At 60.2% G+C, this 22,770-nt stretch carries 19 protein-coding genes; 10 read left to right on the top strand and 9 right to left on the bottom strand.

Annotated features, from left to right (window positions below; all coding sequences use genetic code 11):
• Positions 1 to 147: 147 nt before the first annotated feature.
• From nirB to cobA, 4 genes are read left to right on the top strand one after another with little or no spacing between them, the layout of a single operon-like run.
• Positions 148 to 2,601, top strand: a complete 2,454-nt coding sequence (nirB, locus tag MF6394_RS10915) for a nitrite reductase large subunit NirB (protein ID WP_044275100.1) — start codon at positions 148 to 150, stop codon at positions 2,599 to 2,601.
• Positions 2,598 to 2,915, top strand: coding sequence for a nitrite reductase small subunit NirD (gene nirD / locus MF6394_RS10910; protein ID WP_003193279.1), 318 nt, complete (start codon positions 2,598 to 2,600; stop codon positions 2,913 to 2,915). The genes nirB and nirD overlap by 4 nt, the downstream gene beginning before the upstream one ends.
• Positions 2,915 to 5,623, top strand: coding sequence for a nitrate reductase (locus MF6394_RS10905; RefSeq protein ID WP_078466671.1), 2,709 nt, complete (start codon positions 2,915 to 2,917; stop codon positions 5,621 to 5,623). Before nirD ends, MF6394_RS10905 begins: the two co-directional genes overlap by 1 nt.
• Before the next feature lie 10 nt (positions 5,624 to 5,633).
• The gene (gene cobA, locus MF6394_RS10900; protein ID WP_047711569.1) at positions 5,634 to 6,377 is read left to right on the top strand and encodes a uroporphyrinogen-III C-methyltransferase; all 744 of its coding nucleotides are present in this window, start codon (positions 5,634 to 5,636) and stop codon (positions 6,375 to 6,377) included.
• Positions 6,378 to 6,437: 60 nt separating this feature from the next.
• Here cobA and MF6394_RS10895 read toward each other — a convergent pair whose 3' ends face one another.
• From MF6394_RS10895 to ppsA, 8 genes are all read right to left on the bottom strand, one after another.
• Entirely contained in the window at positions 6,438 to 7,418 is a 981-nt protein-coding gene (locus MF6394_RS10895; protein WP_003193285.1) for an OmpA family protein, read from the bottom strand.
• Between the two features lie 107 nt (positions 7,419 to 7,525).
• Positions 7,526 to 8,116 carry an RNA polymerase sigma factor SigX gene (sigX, locus tag MF6394_RS10890; protein WP_003193286.1) on the bottom strand — a complete coding sequence of 197 codons (591 nt, stop codon included), beginning with the start codon at positions 8,114 to 8,116 and terminating at the stop codon, positions 7,526 to 7,528.
• 87 nt (positions 8,117 to 8,203) lie between these two features.
• Complete coding sequence (locus tag MF6394_RS10885) at positions 8,204 to 9,028, bottom strand: mechanosensitive ion channel family protein (RefSeq protein WP_003193288.1); 825 nt, start codon at positions 9,026 to 9,028, stop codon at positions 8,204 to 8,206.
• A gap of 2 nt (positions 9,029 to 9,030) precedes the next feature.
• The gene (locus MF6394_RS10880; RefSeq protein ID WP_003193290.1) at positions 9,031 to 9,276 is read right to left on the bottom strand and encodes a hypothetical protein; all 246 of its coding nucleotides are present in this window, start codon (positions 9,274 to 9,276) and stop codon (positions 9,031 to 9,033) included.
• An 86-nt stretch (positions 9,277 to 9,362) separates the two neighbouring features.
• On the bottom strand, positions 9,363 to 10,358 hold the full coding sequence (locus MF6394_RS10875) for a zinc transporter ZntB (RefSeq protein ID WP_014719487.1): 996 nt from the start codon (positions 10,356 to 10,358) through the stop codon (positions 9,363 to 9,365).
• A gap of 25 nt (positions 10,359 to 10,383) precedes the next feature.
• Positions 10,384 to 10,875 carry a ribonuclease E activity regulator RraA gene (rraA, locus tag MF6394_RS10870; protein ID WP_003193293.1) on the bottom strand — a complete coding sequence of 164 codons (492 nt, stop codon included), beginning with the start codon at positions 10,873 to 10,875 and terminating at the stop codon, positions 10,384 to 10,386.
• Positions 10,876 to 11,104: 229 nt separating this feature from the next.
• On the bottom strand, positions 11,105 to 12,094 hold the full coding sequence (locus tag MF6394_RS10865; RefSeq protein ID WP_078466670.1) for an alpha/beta fold hydrolase: 990 nt from the start codon (positions 12,092 to 12,094) through the stop codon (positions 11,105 to 11,107).
• A gap of 106 nt (positions 12,095 to 12,200) precedes the next feature.
• On the bottom strand, positions 12,201 to 14,576 hold the full coding sequence (ppsA, locus tag MF6394_RS10860) for a phosphoenolpyruvate synthase (protein ID WP_032895796.1): 2,376 nt from the start codon (positions 14,574 to 14,576) through the stop codon (positions 12,201 to 12,203).
• Between the two features lie 178 nt (positions 14,577 to 14,754).
• Between ppsA and ppsR the strand changes: the two genes are divergently transcribed.
• Positions 14,755 to 15,573, top strand: coding sequence for a posphoenolpyruvate synthetase regulatory kinase/phosphorylase PpsR (ppsR, locus tag MF6394_RS10855; RefSeq protein ID WP_003193298.1), 819 nt, complete (start codon positions 14,755 to 14,757; stop codon positions 15,571 to 15,573).
• Positions 15,574 to 15,694: 121 nt separating this feature from the next.
• Here ppsR and MF6394_RS10850 read toward each other — a convergent pair whose 3' ends face one another.
• Positions 15,695 to 17,119, bottom strand: coding sequence for an aminotransferase-like domain-containing protein (locus tag MF6394_RS10850; RefSeq protein ID WP_078466669.1), 1,425 nt, complete (start codon positions 17,117 to 17,119; stop codon positions 15,695 to 15,697).
• A 109-nt stretch (positions 17,120 to 17,228) separates the two neighbouring features.
• Here MF6394_RS10850 and MF6394_RS10845 point away from each other — a divergent pair, with 109 nt between their 5' ends.
• From MF6394_RS10845 to MF6394_RS10825, 5 genes are read left to right on the top strand one after another with little or no spacing between them, the layout of a single operon-like run.
• Positions 17,229 to 18,173, top strand: coding sequence for a DMT family transporter (locus tag MF6394_RS10845; RefSeq protein WP_032897827.1), 945 nt, complete (start codon positions 17,229 to 17,231; stop codon positions 18,171 to 18,173).
• Between the two features lie 23 nt (positions 18,174 to 18,196).
• Positions 18,197 to 20,059 (top strand): molybdopterin-synthase adenylyltransferase MoeB, encoded by a 1,863-nt coding sequence (gene moeB / locus MF6394_RS10840; RefSeq protein WP_078466668.1) that lies wholly within the window; start codon positions 18,197 to 18,199, stop codon positions 20,057 to 20,059.
• Positions 20,060 to 20,075: 16 nt separating this feature from the next.
• Complete coding sequence (locus tag MF6394_RS10835) at positions 20,076 to 20,990, top strand: PLP-dependent cysteine synthase family protein (protein ID WP_047711572.1); 915 nt, start codon at positions 20,076 to 20,078, stop codon at positions 20,988 to 20,990.
• A gap of 37 nt (positions 20,991 to 21,027) precedes the next feature.
• Positions 21,028 to 22,020 (top strand): serine O-acetyltransferase, encoded by a 993-nt coding sequence (locus MF6394_RS10830; protein ID WP_044275112.1) that lies wholly within the window; start codon positions 21,028 to 21,030, stop codon positions 22,018 to 22,020.
• A gap of 2 nt (positions 22,021 to 22,022) precedes the next feature.
• On the top strand, positions 22,023 to 22,769 hold the full coding sequence (locus tag MF6394_RS10825; RefSeq protein WP_032895793.1) for an alanyl-tRNA editing protein: 747 nt from the start codon (positions 22,023 to 22,025) through the stop codon (positions 22,767 to 22,769).
• Position 22,770: the final 1 nt, after the last annotated feature.

Below are 22,770 nucleotides of genomic sequence, written 5' to 3'. Positions count from 1 at the left end.
AACACCCCACATATAGCCGCCCCTTCAACGTCGAAGGGTCGAGCTTCCCGAGAGAACGGGACCAGGACAAAGGCGTCCTCGCTAGCTGACTAGCGGGGACGCCTTTTTTGTTTGCGCACGATTTGTCGAGCCATTGCGGAGAACGACATGAAAAAACTCAAACTGGTGATGATCGGCAACGGCATGGCCGGGGTTCGCACCCTGGAAGAACTGCTCAAGCTGAGCAACGAGCTGTACGACATCACCGTGTTCGGCGCCGAGCCTCACACCAACTACAACCGCATCCTGCTGTCGCCGGTACTGGCCGGTGAGCAAACCTTCGAGGAGATCGTGCTCAACGACCTGGACTGGTACTTGAACAACAACGTCAAGCTGCTGCTCAACCGCAAGGTGGTGCAGATCGACCGGGTCAAGCGCAAAGTCATCGCCGAAGACGGCACCGAGGCCGAGTATGATCGCCTGCTGATCGCCACCGGTTCCACGCCGTTTATCCTGCCGATTCCCGGCAATACCCTGCAGGGCGTAATTGGCTACCGCGACATCGCCGACACCCAAGCGATGATCGACACCGCCAAGACTCACAAGCATGCAGTGGTGATCGGCGGCGGCCTGCTCGGCCTGGAAGCGGCCAACGGCCTGATGCTGCGCGGCATGCACGTGACGGTGGTGCACATCGGTGAATGGCTGCTGGAGCGGCAACTGGACAAGACCAGCGGCCAGCTACTGCAAACCGAACTGGAAAGTCGCGGCCTGGTGTTCCGCCTGTGCGAGCAGACCCAGGCCCTGCACGATGCCGGCAACGGCCGCGTCGGCTCGGTGCAGTTCAAAAATGGCGACATCATCCCCGCCGACCTGGTGGTGATGGCTGCCGGCATCCGCCCCAACACCGAACTCGCGGAAAAGTCGGGCATCCCCTGCAACCGTGGGATCCTGGTCAACGACACCATGCAAACCTACGACCCGCGCATCTACGCCATCGGTGAATGCGCCAGCCATCGCGGCATCGCCTATGGCCTGGTGGCGCCCTTGTTCGAACAGGCCAAGGTCTGCGCCAACCACCTGGCCCAATTGGGCTTTGCCACTTACAAGGGCTCGGTGACCTCGACCAAGCTGAAAGTCACCGGCATCGACCTGTTCTCCGCCGGCGACTTCATGGGTGGCGAAGGCACCGAGACCATCACCCTCTCCGACCCGATTGGTGGCGTGTACAAAAAGCTGGTGATCAAGGACGACATCCTGGTCGGCGCCTGCCTGTACGGCGATACCGCCGATGGCGGTTGGTACTTCCGCCAGATCCGTGAGAACCACGCCATCGGTGAAATCCGCGACCACCTGATGTTCGGTGAAAATGCACTCGGCGATGTCGGCCACCAAGGCCAGGACAAAGCCATGAGCATGGCCGACAGCGCCGAAGTCTGCGGCTGCAATGGCGTATGCAAGGGCACCATCGTCAAGGCGATCCAGGAACAAGGGTTGTTCAGTGTCGATGAGGTGAAAAAACACACCAAGGCCGCCAGCTCCTGCGGTTCCTGTGCCGGGTTGGTCGAGCAGATCCTGATCAACACTGTAGGCGGCGCCGCCGACGTAAAACCCAAAAGTGAAAAAGCCATCTGCGGCTGCAGCGACCTCAACCACGGGCAGATCCGCCAGGCCATTCGCGAGCAGCACCTGCTGACCATCGACAGCACCATGCGCTACTTGAACTGGCGCACCCCCAATGGCTGCGCCACCTGCCGCCCGGCGCTCAACTATTACCTGATCTCCACCTGGCCCGGCGAAGCCAAGGACGACCCGCAATCGCGGCTGATCAACGAACGGGCCCACGCCAATATTCAAAAAGACGGCACCTATTCTGTGGTGCCACGGATGTGGGGCGGCGTGACCAATCCTTCGGAGCTGCGCCGCATCGCCGATGTGGCCGACAAGTACAACGTGCCGATGGTCAAGGTCACCGGCGGCCAGCGCATTGACTTGCTCGGTATCAAGAAGCAGGACTTGCCAGGGGTATGGAAGGACCTGGATATGCCGTCCGGGCATGCCTATGGCAAATCCATCCGCACCGTCAAAACCTGTGTGGGCAGCGAGTTCTGCCGGTTTGGCACGCAGAACTCGACGCAACTGGGCATTGAGCTGGAGCATGACCTGTTCAATATGTGGTCGCCCCACAAGGTCAAGTTGGCGGTCTCCGGTTGCCCACGCAACTGCTCGGAAGCGGGCATCAAGGATGTGGGCATTATCGGTGTCGACTCGGGCTGGGAGATGTACATCGGCGGCAACGGCGGGATCAAGACCGAAGTTGCGGAGTTCTTCGTCAAGGTGAAAACCGCCGAAGAAGTGCGCGAATACAACGGCGCGTTCCTGCAGTTGTACCGCGAAGAAGCCTTCTACCTGGAGCGCACCGTGCACTACCTGCAGCGGGTGGGCATGGAGCATATCAAGAAGGCCGTATTGGAAGACCCGGCGCGCCGCCAGGCCCTGAATGAGCGTTTGCAGTTCTCGTTGTCATTCGAGCAGGACCCGTGGAAGGAACGCCTGGAACAGCCGCTGCTGAAAAAGGAATTCGACGTGATCCCTGTCAAACACCTGGAGGTCTCGCTATGAACTGGCTGGATATCTGCGCCCTCGACGAAATCAACGCCTTGGGCTCGCGCATCATCAGCGGGCCCAAAGGTGACATTGCGATTTTTCGCACCAGTGACGATGAAGTCTTTGCCCTCGACGACCGCTGCCCGCACAAGGGCGGGCCGCTATCCCAAGGCTTGATCTACGGCAAGCGGGTGGCCTGCCCGCTGCACAACTGGCAGATCGACCTTGAGTCCGGCCAAGCCCAGGCCCCGGATATCGGCTGTGCCCACCATCATCAGGCCCGGGTCGAAAACGGCCGGGTGATGCTGGCCCTGCGGGACGCGGGTTGATGAACCGTCAGACCACCGCGTCCACCTGCTGTTATTGCGGGGTGGGCTGCGGCGTGCTGATCGAGCATGACGGCGAACAGATCCTGGGGGTGCAAGGCGACCCCAGCCATCCGGCCAACTTCGGCAAGTTGTGCAGCAAAGGCGCGAGCCTGCACCTGACCGGCGACTTGAGCGCCCGTGCGCTTTACCCGCAATTGCGCTTGGGCAAAGCACTGGCACGCACTCGCACCAACTGGGACACCGCCCTGGAGCACGCGGCCAACGTGTTCGCCGATACCATTGCCGAACACGGGCCCGACAGTGTGGCGTTCTATATCTCCGGGCAACTGCTGACCGAGGACTACTACAGCTTCAACAAGTTGGCGCGGGCGTTGGTGGGCACTAACAATATCGACAGCAATTCTAGGCTGTGCATGTCTTCGGCGGTGGTCGGCTACAAGCGCAGCCTGGGCGCCGATGCACCGCCGTGCAGTTATGAAGACCTGGAAAACAGCGACTGCGTGATGATCGTCGGCAGCAATATGGCCTACGCCCACCCGGTATTGTTCCGACGCCTGGAGCAAGCCAAGGCGCAGCGCCCGCAGATGAAAGTGCTGGTGATTGACCCTCGCCGTACCGACACCTGCGACTTGGCCGACCTGCACCTGGCGATCTTGCCGGGCACGGATGTGGCGTTGTTCCACGGGATTTTGCATCTGTTGCTGTGGGAAGACTGGGTCGACCGCGCGTTTATCCAGGCCCACACCGACGGCCTGGCCGAACTCAAGCGCCTGGTGCATGACTACACGCCGCAGATGGTCACGCAGTTGTGCGGCATCAGCGTCGAACAGTTGCGCCTGTGTGCGCAGTGGGTCGGCACCTCCAGCAGCTTTTTGTCGCTGTGGTGCATGGGGCTTAACCAATCCACCGCTGGCAGCGCCAAAAACAGTGCACTGATCAACCTGCATTTAGCCACGGGGACCATTGGCCGGCCGGGCTGCGGGCCGTTTTCCCTGACCGGCCAACCGAACGCCATGGGTGGGCGCGAAACCGGCAGCCTGTCCAACTTGCTGCCGGGCCACCGCGACGCGGCCAACCCTGAACACCGCGCTGAAGTGGCGGCCTATTGGGGCGTGGAACAACTGCCCGCGAACACCGGCCTTACCGCCATCGAACTGTTTGAACAGGTGCAGGCTGGCAAGATCAAGGCGTTGTGGATCGCCTGTACCAACCCAGCCCAATCGCTGCCCGACCAGAACGCGGTGCGCGCCGCCTTGGCCGCTTGCCCGTTCGTGGTGTTGCAGGAAGCGTTTCGTACCACCGAAACCGCCGCCTATGCCGACCTGCTACTGCCCGCCGCCAGTTGGGGTGAAAAAGACGGCACGGTGACCAACTCCGAGCGGCGTATTTCCCACGTGCGCCGCGCCATCAACCCACCGGGTGAAGCACGCGCGGACTGGGCGATCACGGTGGATTTCGCCCAGCGCCTGGAGCGCCGTCTGCGTCCGGGGTTGCCGAGCCTGTTCGCCTTTGAACAAGCGGCGCAGCTGTTTGATGAATTCAAGCCACTGACTCAAGGCCGTGACCTGGATATGTCCGGCATCAGCCATGCCCTGCTCGACCGGCTCGGCCCGCAGCAGTGGCCGTTTCCCGAGGGTGCGCAGGCGGGTACGTCGCGCTTGTACACCGACGGTATTTTCCCCACTGACAGTGGGCGGGCGCGGTTTGTCGCCGAGCCTTATCGCGCCGCCAAGGAACAGCGCGATGCGCGATTCCCGTTGACCCTGATCACTGGTCGCCTGCGTGATCAGTGGCACGGCATGAGCCGCACCGGCACCGCCGCCCAGCTGTTCGGGCACGTCAGTGAGGCGTTGCTGAGCCTGCACCCGGACGAGCTGCGCCGTCACCGTTTCAAAGAGGGTGACCTGGTCAGCCTGAAAAGCCGTCGCGGCAGCGTGATCGTCGCGGTGGGCAGCGATGACAGTGTGCGCCCCGGCCAAGCGTTTCTGCCCATGCACTGGGGCGACCGCTTTCTCAAGGGCGGCGTCAATACCCTCACGCAACCGGCGTTCGACCCTTTGTCCAAGCAGCCGGAGCTCAAGCACAGCGGCGTGCGCCTGGAAGCAGTGCAACTGCCATGGCAGCTGTTTGCGCTGATCGAAGGCGATGTGCAGCAGCACTTCGAAGCGTTGCGCCCACTGTGTGAAACCTTTGCCTACGTCAGCCTGAGCCTGGCCGGCCGTGAACGCCCCGCGCTGCTGGTGCGCGCCGCGCATACCGAGGCGCCCGACCTGCAACTGTTGACCCGCATCGACCACCTGCTGGGCCTCAACGACGGCCCGGTAATGGCCTATGACGACCCGCGCCGCTCAATCGGCAAGCGCGTGAAAATCGAGAAAGGCCGCATCACCGCCCTGCGCCTGGCCGGCGAAACCCTGGCCCGTCACTGGCTGCAAAGCCTGTGGCTGGAAGGCCGCGCCGACGAGCAACTGCGGCGCTGGTTGCTGGCGCCCTTGAGCGCGCCACCGGGCGGTAACACGGCCAGCAACAAGATTGTGTGCAACTGCAAAAACGTCAGCGAAAACGCCGTGTGTGCTGGTATCGGCAGCGGCCTGGACCTGGATGGCCTCAAACAGGCACTGGGCTGCGGCACCCAATGCGGCTCCTGCGTGCCGGAAATCAAACGTCTTTTGGCCAGCAACCCGCAGCCAATCGCCATCAGTGTGTAAGGGGAACAACATGAGCGCAAAAGTATGGCTGGTAGGCGCAGGGCCGGGTGATCCGGAGTTGCTGACCCTCAAAGCGGTCCGGGCTCTGCAGGCAGCGCACGTGGTGCTGATTGATGACTTGGTCAACCCGGCAGTACTGGAACACTGCGCCAGCGCCCGGGTGATTACCGTCGGCAAGCGCGGCGGCTGCCGCTCTACCCCGCAGGAGTTTATTCACCGCCTGATGCTGCGTTATGCACGCCAGGGCAAGTGCGTGGTACGCCTTAAAGGCGGTGACCCATGTATTTTTGGCCGCGGTGGCGAAGAGGCAACCTGGCTGCGCGAGCGTGGCGTCGAGGTGGAATTGGTCAATGGCATCACCTCAGGGCTGGCCGGGGCGACCCAGTGCGATATCCCGTTGACCTTGCGTGGCGTGAGCCGTGGAGTGACCTTGGTCACCGCGCATACCCAGGATGACAGCAGCCTGAACTGGCGTGCGCTGGCGGAGGGAGGCACCACGCTGGTGGTGTATATGGGCGTGGCCAAGCTGGACGAAATCCGCGAACAGCTGCTCAACGGCGGCATGGCTGCGGATATGCCAGTGGCAATGATCGAAAACGCTTCATTGCCCCAACAACGCGAATGCCGCAGCTCGCTGGCGGCCATGCATGAAGCTGCAAAAGCCTTTGCACTCAAAAGCCCGGCCATCCTGGTGATTGGCCAGGTTGCCGGCGCCGCACAGATGGCTAGCATCGCCGCTGCGGCAAGCGCCTGAGGCAAATCCCAGGCGAAAAAAAGCCCGGCCTGAGCCGGGCTTTTCTTTACTACTCAGTAATTACTGAGCGGTAGCTTCAACCGACGCTTCTACGCGACGGTTAACAGCGCGACCAGCTTCAGTTGCGTTGTCAGCAACTGGGCGGGATTCGCCGTAACCAACAGCAGTTACACGGCTAGGAGCAACGCCGTCTTTAACCAGGACTTGCTTAACAGCGTCAGCACGACGCTGGGACAGCTTCTGGTTGTAAGCGTCTGGACCTACGGAGTCAGTGTGACCAGCAACTTCTACGTTGGTAGCTGGGTACTGAGCCATGAAGTCGGCCAGGTTTTTAACGTCGCCGTAGCTGTTAGGCTTAACAACGGCCTTGTCGAAGTCGAACTTAACGTCCAGCTCAACACGAACAACCTGAGCAACCGGAGCTTCTGGCTCTGGAACTGGCTCTGGAGCTGGTGCTGGGGTAGGAGCTGGAGCAGCTGCGCCAGCGTTACCGCCGAAGTTCACGCCCAGGCCAACCAGTGCGGAGTAGTCCCACTTGCCGTTGTCCAGACCGTAGTCAGCTTCAACACCAGCACGAGCGTACAGGTTGTTGGTGAAGTAGTACTTCACGCCGGTACCGATGGTAGCGAAAGTGGTCTGATCGCGACCGGTGTGGCCGTCAGCGCGCACGTTGCCACGGCTCTGGTGGCCGAAACCGCCTTCAACGTATGGACGCAGGCTATCAACGCCAGCCTGACCGAAGTGGTACTGAGCAACGAGGCTGCCAGTGTCACCTTTGATCTTCTGGTTGCCAGTGCCGTCGTTCGAACGGGTGTGGTTGGTCTTGTCGTACGACAGATTCAACGACAGATCGTCGGTCAGGAAGTAACCAATGCGAGCGCCTGGGTTGAAGCCGTCTTCGATGTGCTTAACGCTATCGTTGTACTGCTTCTTGTAGAACAGCTCGCCTTCAACTGCGCCTTGGCCTTGTGCCAGAACGCCGAAAGAAGTAGCGGCAATAAGAGAACCAATGGCCAAGCCCAAGGTGTTTTTCAGTTTCATCCGTTAAATCCCCATCTGGTGATTGTAAAGCAGTCCCACAAACCGGGGGACAACTCGGCGACAAGTCTAACAGAACTTGCCTACACGTAAGAGATATTTGCTACGCACTAAGTTTCAGTCTCGCCCGCAAATTTCTCACGTAATTTATCAAGAGCACGCTTGTACCGCATTTTTGTAGCACTCAAACCCATATGCATGATGTCAGCGATTTCCTGAAATTCCAGCTCTGCGACAAAGCGAAGCACCAGAATTTCGCGGTCAATCGGGTTCACATGCACCAACCAGCGATCAAGTCCGCCCTTTTCCTCGGGTGCCGGCGCCTTCTCTTCAGACGCCTCCTCAAGGGGGTCCAGACTCAAAGCGTCCATCAAGCGACGCTTTCGCCGTTCCTTGCGATACTGCGTGATGCACTCGTTGTACGTGATGCTGTACAGCCAGGTCTTGAACTTCGATTTGCCCTCGAAGTTCTTCAGGCCGTATAGCACCTTGAGCATCACTTCCTGACAGACATCATCCGCGTCTCTATCGTTCCCCAAATACCTTGAACAAACGTTGAACAGAGTGCGTTGATACCTGCGCATCAATTCTTCGTACGCGCGTGTTACGTGAAACAGCTCCGTGTGCGAGCGCGCGACCAACTCCTCATCAGAGAGCTCACGGGGGTCATAGCGCGTGGACAGCGTTTGGGCTTTATTCAAAACAAGTCGTGCCGACAGTCAGGTCAATGTCCGCTGCAACCCGGTCACCCGGGTTTGCGGCGGCGTACATTAGCAGGATTTGCCGGATTAGCGGCTACTGACCTGCTGCTCCAGGAGAATCCGGTTAGACAGCGACACCAGTTCCCCGTCATCGGTCAGCACGGTCGTCTTGACTGTGCCGATCTCCTCGATTTGCCCTTCGACCTCGCCCACACGCACCTGTTGCCCAACTTGATACAGCTCACGCACATAGATTCCCGCAAGAATCTGACCGGCAATTTCCCGGCTTCCCAACCCCATGGCCAGCGCAACTGCCAGACCAACGGTAATCAAAACAATCACAATCACGTGGTTGAGCAGGTCAGTTTTGACCTCCAACTGGCTGATCGCGACAGAAATACTGATGATGATCACCAGCCCCTGGGCGATTCGCCCAAGGCCCGCCGCGTAGTCCAAGCCCACGCCTTCGGCGGCCCCGCGCACCAGCCCGTTGGCCAATTGCGCGAGTAAAACCCCCACCAGCAGCACCAGCGCGCCGCCGAACACTTTCGGCAAATACAGTGCCAGCATGTCGAGCGTAGCTGAAACTCGCTCAAGTCCAAGGGACTGCGCCGCAGAAACCAGAAAAATAAGTAGAACGAACCAATAGACGATCTTGCCGATCAGGGTGGAAATCGGTACTTGCAACCCCGCGCGGCCGAGCAATTTGGTCAGGCCAGTGCCGGCCATCAGGCGATCGAGGCCCAGTTTGGCGAGCAATTTGGACAGCAGGGTATCGAGCAGCTTGGCGACGACAAAACCCAGCAATACCAGGACCAGGGCACCAAACAAGTTGGGAATGAAATTCGCCACCTTGGTCCACAATGCGGTCATCGCGGTGACCAGGCTCTGGGTCCAGAGATCAAGTTCCATATTCAATCAGCCTTATCAGCAGTGCTAGCAAGAGGTTTACGACGGGAAACCGGTGACACATGGGCCGAACCGTTGTTCAGGGCCATCATCAATGCCGGCACCCAACGCCCGAGCAGACCGAACAGGTCACCCGCCCCTACCTGACGGTTGGCGGTTTTCAGTACGCGGCCCAGGCAAGCATCGTCATCACGGTTGGATGGCGAAGCATTGAGCATGTCACGCAAAGACTGTTCGAACGGATCGTGCATAGAGACCTCTCGCAAGTGATTTAAAAGACGAGGGTAAAATTCATCGGGTCACATCGGCCCTTTCTTACGTTCAGGTCATATTCAGGTCAAACCCAGCGCAATCGTCGAAATAACCACCATTGCCCCAATGCCACAGACACCATCAACAGGCACGCAATCATGAATCCATAAGGGCTGGCAGAGAACGGAATGCCGCCCACATTTATACCGAGCAGACCGGTGAGAAAACTCATCGGCAAGAAGATCCCGGTGATGATCCCGAAGCGGTACATGGTGCGGTTCATGCGCAGGCTCAAACGCCGGTCTTCGGCCTCAAGCACAAGCCCCACGCGCTCTCTGGCCAATTCCAGCTCTTCCAGGTAACGGGTCAGACTGTTGTGCAATTCATTCCAATAGTCGGCATCGTCGTCGCAGAACCACGCCAATTTGATTCGTGTCAGTTGGGCGAAAATATCCCGCTGGGGGGCCAGGAAGCGCTTGAGTCCGGCGGCTCTTCGACGGATCTGCAGAACGCTGCCATGCTCCGGGGTATACCGTTCGTCGGCATCGAGCTTTTCTTCCTCGGAATCGACGATTTCAGACAAGCCAGCGACCAGATCCTGCACTTTATTGGTCAGGTACTGAGCCATATAAAGGATGAGCTCGGATGCGGTCTTGGGGCCTTTACCGTCTGCCAGTTGCACCAGCAACTCATCGGTGGCGCGCAAGGGGCGCAAACGCAACGAGATCACTCGGTTGGCAGCGGCGAAGATGCGCACCGACACCATGTCTTCGGGCTCGGCGCCTGGGTTGAGGTTGATCCCGCGCAGAAACAACAGCAATTCGGCGTCCGGCAGCGGCAACAGGCGTGGGCGAGTGTTCTCCTCCAGCAGCAGGTCACAGGCAAACTCGCTCAGGCCGCTGGATTTACGCAGCCAGGTCTGGGTTTGAGGATGGCTGCGATCCCAGTGCAGCCACAGGCTTTCCTGGGGCTGCAACTGCAGATCGTCGAGCTCAGTCCGGGCAATCGAACGCGCACCACCTTTACCGTCCAGCACCAGGGCATGCACCAGCCCCCATTGCGCGTTTTCTTCTTCGAACATCCTCACCCCAATCGGTTACGGCAGTTTATTCAGGCATTTTCAGTGGGCTGGGCGACACGATCACCCCGTTGTTGTCGGCGTAAATGTACTCACCGGGGCGGAACGTCACGCCCCCGAATGTCACCGCCACGTTCAGGTCGCCAAGGCCGCGCTTGTCGGTTTTTTTCGGATGCGAGGCCAGGGCCTGCACACCCAGGTCGGTCTGGGCAATGACGTCGACGTCACGGATACACCCGTAGATCACCAGCCCTTCCCAACCGTTTTTCGCGGCTTTCTCGGCAATCATGTCACCCAGCAGCGCGCAGCGCAGGGAACCGCCACCGTCGACCACCAGCACTTTGCCAGCGCCCGGCAGGTCAGCCTGCGCCTTGACCAGGGAGTTATCCTCGAAGCATTTGAGGGTGACAATTTCGCCGCCAAAGGAGTCTCGTCCGCCGAAGTTGCTGAACATCGGCTCCACTACCTGCACCAGCTCCGGGTAGGCGTCACACAGGTCGGGGGTCACGTAATGGTTCATCGAGAAACTCCTGTCATCAAAGAAGAGGTCGAACATCCACGGTGTACATCAAGAAAACGCCCCGCGACAGGCATTCTTTAAGTGCCTGCGCCTTGGCGGCGGCCATGATCAAACCACGATCAGCGCAACGCAATACACGTTACGCGACTGAATATGACCAGAAGCGCCTGGCGCGTCATATCTTAGCCGCAACCCTTCAAGAGTGAAACGCCCCTGGCAGAGCGTTTCGTCAAACCGTTGCAGCCACCTCGGGCTGCGGGCCGAATAAAGGTGTCAGCGGGTCGTTCAACCAACGCTCGACCAAAGGCCACACTTGGGCCTGGGCGGCTTTGCTGACCAGCATCTGCACATGCCCGAAATCCTCGCTGAAACCTTGCTGACGCCCCAGGCACAGGTACTGGCGATGCTCGCTGCCCACTTGCTCGAAGAGCTTGCGGCAGGCCCAGTCCGGGTCTTGCCGGTCGCCCGCTGCGCTCACTGCCAACAGTGGCACATCGACCTGCGCCAAGCCTTTCCACCAGTCATGCTCGGCATCGCCAAACCGGCCGAACAGGCCGTTCCAACGCATCGCCTCGATCATCACCCCGGCCGGTTCGTCCTCGGGCCCACGCTTGAAGCGCGGGCCCGACAGGTGGCCAAGGCGCTTGAGAATAAAGCGCCCACCCCACTGCACCGGTGGGATTTTCAACGGCCAATGGTTACGACTGACCTGGCAGCCGAACAACGCCACCGATGCCACCGCAGATGCATCCAAGTGCTGCCCGCCCAAGGCCGCAGCCAAGGTGGTGGCGCCGAGGGAATGCCCGAGCCAGTGCGGAACCTGCCCGCTTTGCTCAGACACAAACGCCCCCACAGCCGGCAAATCGTAGCGCGCGTAATCGGCGACACGGTTTCTGGCGTAGTCGTGATTGCGCTTGGACAAGCCATGGCCGCGCATTTCCGGGATCCACACATCAAATCCGCGACGCGCCAGGTAGGCCCCCAGGCCGATGCCCTTGGGCGAATACCAGAAACGCCGATTGGAAAAACTGCCATGCAATAAAATAATCGGCGTGCCCCGGTTTTCCGGGACATCGGCCAGGCCCAAACGGGTCACCGCCAGCTCGACGGTGCCGTCCGGGCTGTTACCGGGTTTGAGCCGATAGACATCTTCACTCAGGTCGCCACGACGTTCAGCGCTGATCAGGGCGACAGGAAATAGATTGCTGCTGCTTTGCATAATGCTCTTGCACAAAAAAGGGCGGCGTCCGCAAGGATTCCCGCCCTGTACAGATAAGAATGCCGGTCACCCGCAACGAGTGACCGGCACTTTTGACCAGGCGATCTTAGGCGGACGCTTGGCCTTCAGCCAGGAAGAACCAGGTTTCCAGCACGGAATCGGGGTTCAGCGAAACGCTCTCGATTCCCTGTTCCATCAGCCATTTGGCCAGGTCAGGGTGGTCCGAAGGGCCTTGGCCGCAGATACCGATGTACTTGCCAGCCTTGTTGCAGGCCTGGATGGCGTTGGCCAACAGCTTCTTGACCGCCGGGTTACGCTCGTCGAACAGGTGGGCGATGATCCCCGAGTCGCGGTCCAGGCCCAGGGTCAACTGGGTCAGGTCGTTGGAGCCGATGGAGAAACCGTCGAAGAACTCCAGGAACTCTTCAGCCAGGATGGCGTTGGACGGCAATTCGCACATCATGATCACGCGCAGGCCGTTCTCGCCACGGGTCAGGCCGTTTTCGGCCAGCAGGTCCACCACCTGGCTCGCTTCGCCCAGGGTGCGCACGAACGGCACCATGATCTCGACGTTGGTCAGGCCCATCTCGTTGCGCACGCGCTTGAGCGCACGGCATTCGAGCTCGAAGCAGTCACGGAAGGCTTCGCTGATGTAACGCGAGGCACCGCGGAAGCCCAGCATCGGGTTTTCTTCTTCTGGCTCGTAGAGCTTGCCGCCGATCAGGTTCGCATATTCATTGGACTTGAAGTCCGATAGACGCACGATGACCTTTTTCGGGTAGAACGCCGCAGCCAGGGTGCTGATGCCTTCGACCAGCTTCTCGACGTAGAACCCTACCGGGTCGTTGTAGCCGGCGATGCGCTTGTCGACGCTTTCCTTGATGTCCAGCGGCAGACCGTCATAGTTCAGCAGTGCCTTGGGGTGCACACCGATCATGCGGTTGATGATGAACTCCAGGCGGGCCAGGCCCACACCGGCGTTCGGCAATTGCGCGAAATCGAAGGCGCGGTCCGGGTTGCCGACGTTCATCATGATCTTGAACGGCAGGTCGGGCATGGCGTCGATGGAGTTTTGCTTGATATCGAAGCCCAGCTCACCTTCGAAGATAAAGCCGGTATCGCCCTCGGCGCAGGACACGGTCACGCCCTGGCCATCCTTGAGCAGTTGGGTGGCGTTGCCGCAACCCACGACGGCCGGAATCCCCAGTTCACGAGCGATGATCGCCGCGTGGCAGGTACGCCCGCCACGGTTGGTGACAATGGCACTGGCGCGCTTCATCACCGGTTCCCAGTCCGGGTCGGTCATGTCGGAAACCAGTACGTCACCCGGCTGGACCTTGTCCATCTCGGACACGTCCTTGATGATCCGCACCTTGCCTGCGCCAATGCGCTGGCCAATGGCACGGCCTTCCACCAGCACGGTGCCGGTTTCCTTGAGCAGGTAGCGTTCCATGACGTTGGCCGAGGTGCGGCTCTTCACGGTTTCCGGGCGCGCCTGCACGATGTACAGCTTGCCGTCGTCACCGTCCTTGGCCCACTCGATGTCCATCGGGCACTTGTAGTGCTTTTCGATGATCATCGCTTGTTTGGCCAACTCGCTGACTTCAGCGTCGGTGAGGCAGAAACGCGCGCGCTCTGCCTTGTCGACGTCAACGGTTTTAACCGAGCGACCGGCCTTGGCCTCGTCGCCGTAGATCATCTTGATGGCCTTGCTGCCCAGGTTACGGCGCAGGATGGCCGGGCGACCCGCTTCGAGGGTGCCCTTGTGTACGTAGAATTCGTCCGGGTTGACCGCGCCTTGTACGACGGTTTCGCCCAGGCCGTAGGCGCCGGTGATAAACACCACGTCACGGAAACCGGATTCGGTATCGAGGGTGAACATCACGCCGGCCGTGCCGGTTTCCGAACGCACCATGCGCTGCACGCCGGCAGACAGGGCCACCAGCTTGTGGTCGAAACCCTGGTGTACGCGGTAGGAAATCGCACGGTCATTAAAGAGGGAGGCAAACACTTCCTTGGCCGCGCGGATCACGTTTTCGACGCCGCGAATGTTGAGGAAGGTTTCCTGCTGGCCGGCAAAGGAGGCGTCCGGCAAGTCTTCGGCGGTGGCCGAGGAGCGCACGGCAACGGCCATGTCCGGGTTACCGGCGGACAGGGTGGCGAAGGCGGTGCGAATTTCTTCGTTGAGCTTCTCGGGGAACTCGGCTTCCATGATCCACTGGCGGATCTGGGCGCCGGTCTTGGCCAGGGCGTTGACGTCATCGACGTCCAGGGCGTCCAGCGCGGCGTGGATCTGGGCGTTGAGGCCGCTCAGCTCGAGGAAGTCGCGGTAAGCCTGGGCCGTGGTGGCGAAACCACCGGGCACCGAGACACCAGCGCCTGCAAGATTACTGATCATCTCGCCGAGGGATGCGTTCTTGCCCCCCACATGCTCTACATCATGGACGCCGAGCTTATCGAGGGAAACTACGTACTCTACCAAGGTGATCTCTCCACTTTCTGTGTTGGAAAAGCTCAGGACGCGGGTTGCTCAGTAGGAGCTAACGCCAGCGCTTGTGGCCTGGACCTGGAAAATAAGTGAGAATGCAGCCCACTGCGGGACGGCAAAATCGCGCCTATCATATCCAAGATTCGCCATCAGCTTAAGGCCCAGGGCTCAAATGAAACGATCTGCTTTCTTTATTTCCGACGGCACCGGCATTACAGCCGAAACATTGGGTCAGAGCCTGCTCGCGCAGTTCGAAAACATTACCTTCGCCAAATTCACCCGGCCTTATATAGACAGCGTGGATAAAGCGCGGGCCATGGTACAACAAATCAATCTGGCGGCTGAAAAAGACGGTTTTCGCCCGATCATTTTCGACACCATCGTCAATCAAGACATTCGTGAGATTCTCGCAACGTCGAATGGTTTCATGATCGACATTTTCTCTACCTTCCTGGCGCCGCTGGAACAGGAGTTGAGTGAACATTCGTCCTATTCCGTCGGAAAGTCCCACTCCATCGGGCATAACTCCAACTATATGGAGCGTATCGAGGCGGTGAACTTCGCCCTCGACAACGACGACGGCGCCCGCACCCACTACTACGACAAGGCCGACCTGATCCTGGTGGGCGTATCGCGTTGCGGCAAGACCCCGACCTGCCTGTACATGGCCATGCAATTCGGTATCCGTGCGGCCAACTACCCGCTGACCGAAGACGACATGGAACACCTGACCCTGCCCGCCGCCTTGCGCGCGCATTCACACAAGCTGTTCGGCCTGACCATCGACCCGGACCGGCTGACCGCCATCCGCAACGAACGCAAGCCCAACAGCCGCTACTCCAGCTATGCCCAGTGTGAATTTGAAGTGCGTGAAGTAGAAAATCTGTTCCGCCGCGAGAATATTGCGCACATCAATTCCACGCATTTTTCGGTGGAAGAGATTTCGGCGAAGATTTTGGTGGAGAAGGGTGTGGAGCGCAGATTCAAATAGTTGTATTGCCTGAACTGGCGCTTTCGCGAGCAAGCCCGCTCCCACATTTTGACCGTATTCCAAAGCAGGATCTCGGTCTAATGTGGGAGCGGGCTTGCTCGCGAAGAACGATAACGCGGTCTCACAGATGAAACCGCCCGCCCCCCTGCCCCAACGCCGTCGCCAGCGCATCAAACCCCTCGCGCAATAATTGATCATCGCTCGACGTGTTGCAGATACTTGCCCGAATAAACTGCGGCACCGCCGTCTGCCCCACGGCAAACGCCTCGGCGGTGGCGATCAGGTAATTGTTCTGCTTGAGCTCTGCCTCGATTTCCGAGGCCCGCCAGGGCTCGGGGACTTCGATCCAGAAGTGCGGGCTGTTGAGGTGAGTGCGATAGGCCAGGCCGGTCAATAAATCTTCGACCAGCGTCTTGCGCCGACTGATCTCGTTGATCTGCTGACGCAACAAATATTCTGCCGTGCCGTTTTCGATCCACTGGGTCGCCAGTTCCAAGGTCACAGGTGTGGCCATCCAGCAGGTCGAACGGATCGCCGCCGAGATGCGGCTGACCAGTGCCGGTGGCGCATGCACGTAGCCCACCCGCAAACCGGCCGACACCGCCTTGCTCAGGCTGCTGATCAAAATCGTACGTTCAGGCGCGAAATAGCTGAGGGGCGGCGGACGGTCCTCCACCAGCACACCGTGGGCTTCGTCCTCCAGAATCAGCAGGTTATGTTCGCGACACACCCTGGCCAAGGCTTCTCGGCGCGCAACCGATAACACGGCGGTCGTCGGATTCTGGATAGTCGGCGTGCAATACAACGCCGAAATCCGGTGATTACGACAGACCTCATCCAGCGCCGTGGGCAGCACACCCTCCTCGTCCATCTCCAGGCCGATCAGCCGCACCCCCAGCATACGCGCAGCGGTAATCAGCCCGGGGTAAGTCAACTGCTCGGTGACCACCGTATCGCCAGCGCGCAGCAACGCCATCATGGCGCACAGCAAGCCGTGCTGGCCGCCGTTGACGCAGATGACCTGCTCCGGAATCGGATGAAACTCGCGCTGCACCAGCCATTGCGCGCCCGCTTCACGGTAACGCGGCAGGCCGGCGTCGGGGGTGTAGGCGCTGATGTCCTGGAGGAACTTGGCGTTGGTCGACAGGGTTTGGAAGCTCTGGGCGAGAAATACCGTCTCTTGCCCGGGAATGTGCATGTTGCGGCTCATGTCGAAGTACTGGCGCGGCTCCTCGCTGAAATTGCGAAAGCCCTCATCACGCTGGCGCTCCATCCCACGCTTGCGCACGAAAGTGCCGTCACCGACTCGTGCAACCACCAGGCCCAGGCGTTCCAGCTCACCGTAGGCCCGGCTGATGGTGCCGATGGTCACGCCTAAATTGTCGGAAAGCACCCGATGGGGCGGCAGTTTTCGTCCCGGTTCAATCAAGCCTTCGAGGATGCCCCGTTCCATCACATCGGACAGGCGCTTGTACTTCACGCCCTGCCCGTTGGACAAGCCTTCACGCATAATTGACACCATGTCAATATTTGTTTTGACAGCCATCTTTCGCCCTAATAGTGTGCTTTTACGGGTTCAATCGCCGATAAACATAACTCATTACAAGTTCAATATAGAGTTCAATTCCGGCTCAGGGAAGCAATAAACGATGCCAATGTCCGCCGTTCTCGAAAACACTGCAAAAACAAAAACGCAAAAACAGTGGCTCGCCGGGCTGGTGACCAGCGTGATGTTCCTGATCGTGTGCCTGAGTTGGGGCACCACCTGGCTGGGCATCAAGATTGCCGTCGAGAGCGTGCCGCCGCTGACATCCGCCGGCCTGCGCTTTCTCATCGCGTTTCCGCTGTTCCTGTGTTTTGCCATGGTGCGCCGTGAGCCGATCCTGTTTCCCCGGGAAAGCCGCTGGTTCTTCGTATTCGTGACCCTGTCCTACTTCAGCGTTCCCTACTATTTGCTCAACTACGGCGAAATGCATGTGTCGTCGGGCCTCACCGCCCTGCTGTTCAGCTGCATGCCGGTGTTCATCCTGATCTTCTCCGCGCTGTTCCTGCGCGAGCGCATCTATTTTTCTCAGGTGGTCGGCATCGGCATCGGTTTCGGCAGCCTCTACATGATCATCAAGAGCCAGGGCCTGCACCTGGACCACGCCGAGTTCCTCGGGGTGCTGGCCATTCTGAGCGCCGCGATCATGCACGCCTTGTGCTATGTCATTACCAAGCAAAAAGGCAGCGCCATCAGCGTCATCACTTACAACACCCTGCCCATCGGCATTGCCGGGCTGATGCTGTTCCTGGCCGGCCTGTGGTTTGAAACGCCGACGTTCGACGCCATCACCCTGCGTTCCTGGAGCGCGCTGTTCTACCTGGGCCTGGTGGCCTCGGTGGGCGGGTTCATTGTGTATTTCATGCTGCTCAAGCGCCTGAGCCCGATCATCCTGTCGTTCGTCTTCATCATCTTCCCGGTGTTCGCGGTCATCATCGGTGCCTGGTACGAAGGCGTGGAAATTTCCCGCGACCTGATGCTGTACTCGGCAATCCTGCTGGCCGGCTTTGCGATCACCAAATTGCCGATTGAAAAACTCATGGCCAAGAAAAAGTGACCCTCAACCAACGCGAGAGAAACATGGACGTCCTCCGCCCCACCGCCCTGGAACAGATCTACGCCCACGCCAGCCGCAGCTACCCCGAGGAGTGCTGTGGTTTTGTCTTCGCCGACGGCAGCGTGTACCTGGGCAGCAATATCCAGAATGAGCTGCACCGCAAGAACCCCCAGATGTACCCACGCAGCGCGGCCAACGGCTACACCTTTTCGGTGGCCGACACCCTGCTGATGAACAAGGCGTTTCGCAGCGACAACCCGGTGGTGGTGATCTACCACTCACACCCGGATGTGGGCGCCTATTTCAGTGACGAAGACCAGGACAAGGCGCTGTTCCTGGGCGAGCCGATCTTCCCCGTCAGTTACCTGGTGGTGGATGTTCGTCAGGGCCAGGCCCTGGGCTCCAAGCTGTTTGCCTGGGATGGCAAGCATTTCTCCCTTCAACCTTTCAACGACCTGCACACGGAGTTGTCCATGAACGCTGTCTCTTTCCCCGACATTCTGGTTCGCGTGGCCAAGCTGCCGGAATCGACCCTTGAGGGCGCCGGATCGACATTGCGCGAAGTCATTGAAAATCTCTGCACCGATCACCCCCAATTGCGTCAGCACCTGTTCCATGAAAAGAACGACCAGCTCAAGGAACACTTCCTGTTTACCGCCGAGGAGGAGTTGATCGACGCCGATGAACCGCTGCCAGCAAAAGCCCGGATCGAAGTATTGCTCGCCACCTCCGGCGGCATGGACATCGACACACTGAGCAACGAAGAAGTACAGCGCTACGTGCGCCACATCACCCTGCCGGGCGTCGGCCGCGAGGGCCAATTGAACCTGAAGAAAGCCAAGGTGCTGGTCATCGGTACCGGCGGCCTGGGCTCGCCCATCAGCCTGTACCTGGCGGCGGCCGGCATCGGCACCCTGGGCCTGGTGGACTTTGACGTGGTGGAAAGCAGCAACCTGCAACGCCAGATTGTGCATGGCAACAGCACCCTGGGCATGCCCAAGGTCGAGTCCGCCAAGCAACGCCTGCTGGACCTCAACCCCTATATCCAGATCAACGCGCACAACACCGCGCTTGACACTGACAACGCCCTGGAACTGGTGGGCGCCTATGACCTGGTGATCGACGGCACCGACAATTTCGACACCCGCTACTTGGTCAACGACGCCTGTGTGCAGTTGGGCAAACCTTTGGTGTACGGCGCCATCTACCGTTTCGACGGGCAAATCAGCGTGCTCAACTATAAAGGTGGGCCGTGCTATCGCTGCCTGTTCCCCAAGGCCCCGCCCGCTGAGCTGGCGCCCAATTGCAGCGCGGGCGGGGTGATCGGTGTGCTACCGGGCGTGGTCGGCATGATCCAGGCCACCGAGGCGATCAAATTGCTGATCGGCATTGGCGAACCTTTGTCCGGCCGCTTGATGCGCTTCGACGCACTGGCGATGAAGTTCAGCGAGATCCGCTTCAAGCGCCGCACCGACTGCCCCTGCTGTTCAGACCTGCGCCACAGCGAAACCGTCGCGCCGGCCACCTGCGCCGATGCCGTACCGAACCAGCCCTCCCTGGCCGCAGAACGCTACATCAAGCCCCAGGTGCTCAAGCAAGTGCTCGAACACCCCAGCAGCGCCGATGTATTGCTGGACGTGCGTGACGCCAGCGAACTGGAAGTGTGCAAATTACCCGGCGTGGTGCATATCCCGCTGGCAGAACTGGATGGGCAACTCGCCAGCCTGAGCCGCGACAATACCCACTACCTGATCTGCTACGCAGGCACTCGCGCCGAGCAAGCCGCCAGCACCCTGTTGGCAGCCGGCTTTGCCAATACCAAAGTCTTGCAGGGCGGCATGAAACACTGGGTTCGCGACGTCGAACCTGACATGCCGTTGTACTAAGGGTGGGGGCGTACTGATGCTGCATAACTCCATCCTCGACGTCATCGGCCAAACGCCGATCGTGCGTCTGGCCCAGTTTTCGGAAGACCTCGGCATCGAGGTCTACGCCAAGCTGGAGTCCCTCAACCCCGGCGGCAGCCACAAGGCGCGCATCGCCTTGGGCATGATCCTGGATGCCGAGCGCCGCGGTGTGCTGATCCGTGATTCCGGGCAGACCATCATCGAACCCAGTGGCGGCAACACCGGCATTGGTCTGGTGATGGCCGGCAATGTGCTGGGCTACAAAGTGGTGCTGGTGATCCCTGACAACTACAGCCCGGAAAAACAGAAACTGCTGCGCCTGTACGGCGCCCGGGTCGTGCTGTCCGACAGTCGCCTGGGCAATAACTCCCACGGTGAAAAGTGCATGGAGCTGCAGTTGGAGAACCCCAACTACGTGATGCTCAACCAGCAACGCAACGGCGCCAACCCCCAAACCCACCGCGACACCACCGCCCCGGAAATCCTGCGCGCCTTCGGCGAACAGCGCGTGGACTACTTCGTCAGCGGCATAGGCACCGGGGGCCATATCACCGGTATCGGCGAAACCCTCAAGGCCGCCTGGCCGGCGCTGCGGGTGATGGGCGTAGAACCGGAGGAATGCGACCTGCTCAAAGACCGGCACGCGCCGCACGCGATTCAGGGCCTGTCGATTGGCTTGATCCCCAGCATCCTCAACCTGGATGTGATCGACGGCATGCTCAAGGTGTCGCACGCCGATTGCCTGGACATGATCAAACGCATCATGCGCACCGATGCCATCAGCCTGGGGCTGTCTTCGGCCGCCAACATGGTCGCCATCGCCCAACTTGCCCCCGAACTGCCGCCCGAAACGGTGGTGTTGACCATGGTCTACGACAATGCCGACAGCTACCTGCCCAGCTTCGAATAACCGGGCTTTTAACCATTCAACATACGGGGGTGTCTCCATGGGGGGCTTTATCGACATGCAACAGCTGCACGATGAGTTGCTGACCCACCTCATCACCACCCTGACGCCCGGGCAGATGAAGCAGCTGGAACCGCACCTGGCGCCGTTGATCCAGAACGCCGCCCAGGCAGTGGCCGAAGACCTGATCGCCTATGCCTATCGGGACCCGGCGTCCCGTGGGCGCGGTGAGTTGATCCTGGAATCCTACGCCTCGTTCAAGGCCGTACTGTTCTACCGCCTTGCGCACCTGGTGTGGCATTTCCAGGCCGCTGACAACGGCGACTTTTCGCGCATCGCCCTCAAGCTCAGCAACCAGGGCAAGATCCTCTCCGGCGCCGAGATTCACCCGGCAGCGCGCATTGGCCGGCGCTTTGTGCTGGACCATGGCTACGGCACGGTCATCGGCGAAACCTGCGTGATCGGCAACGACTGCTACATCCTCTGCGGCGTAACCCTGGGCGCGCGGGGTATCGCCAACAACCCGGACGGCAAGCGCCACCCGCGCCTGGGCAACAACGTCGAAGTCGGCGCCGGCGCCCGGGTGCTGGGCTATGTTTCGATCGGCGACAACGTGTTTATCAGCCCCTCCTGCGTGATTACCCAGGACGTGCCGGCAGGCACCAAGGTCAAGGTGGTCAACCAGATCCAACTGCAAAAAAACGATGAATCGGACCACAGCAACTACCTCGGCGCCTTTGCCCTGGATGAGCGCTTGCACGTGGTGGGCGAAGTGAGTGTCGGCCACAAGGTCACCGTGCTGGACGCCGACTTTCATCCGCTGCAAGGGCTGATGCTCGAACCCACGGTGAAAGAGCGGCACCACCTGCAGTTTCGTCTGCGTCGCCTCGACAACGATGAACAACTGCCTCGCCTGCCGCTGAACCTGAAGGTGTGCGGGCCGGAATTTGAAATCACCCTGCTCTCTCCCCCTGGCTTGAGCGCACTGGTGCGCCACCTCTTGCAAGCCACCCCATTGATCGTCGGAGGTTGAACATGTCCGTGCATACCATGGAAACCCTGGCGCTGTTCGACAGCGCGCCCTACCAGAACGCCTTCAGCGCCCGGGTGATTGCCGTCAGCGAACAGGGTATCGCCCTGGAGCACACCCTGTTCTACCCCACCGGCGGCGGGCAACCGGGCGATACCGGCCACCTCACCCTGGCCGACGGCACACGGGTGCAAGTGACCGGCACGGTGCGCGACCCGGTGTTGCGCTCGATCATCTGGCATCAGGTGGACCACTGCCCCGAACAGTTGGCCGCTGGCGTCCAGGTTGACGCCGGGCTGGATTGGGAACGGCGCTACCAGCACATGAAGATGCACACCTGCCTGCACTTGCTGTGTTCGCTGATCGACGCGCCCGTGACCGGTTGCAGCATCAGCGCAGATAAAGGCCGCCTGGATTTCGACCTGCCGGAAATGACCTTGGACAAAGACCGCCTCACCCACGACCTCAACGCCCTGATCGAGCAGGCCCACGCGGTCAAGACCCTGTCGATGCCCGCCACCGAGTACGCGACGCTGCTGCAGATCACCCGCACCCAGGCGGTTGCGCCGCCGGTGGTCTCGGGCTCGGTGCGAGTGATAGAAATCCCCGGCATCGATATCCAGCCCTGCGGCGGTACCCACGTGCTCAACACCGAGGAAATCGGCCGGGTGTTCTGCGAGAAGATCGAGAAGAAGAGCAAGCATAACCGCCGGGTGATACTGCGGTTCGAACCTGCGTCATTGCCTTTGTAGG

Source organism: Pseudomonas sp. MF6394 (assembly GCF_002018845.1).
GTDB lineage: Bacteria > Pseudomonadota > Gammaproteobacteria > Pseudomonadales > Pseudomonadaceae > Aquipseudomonas > Aquipseudomonas lactis.
The sequence above is the reverse complement of the archived record's forward strand: the minus strand, read 5'-3'. Positions and strand labels throughout refer to the sequence as shown.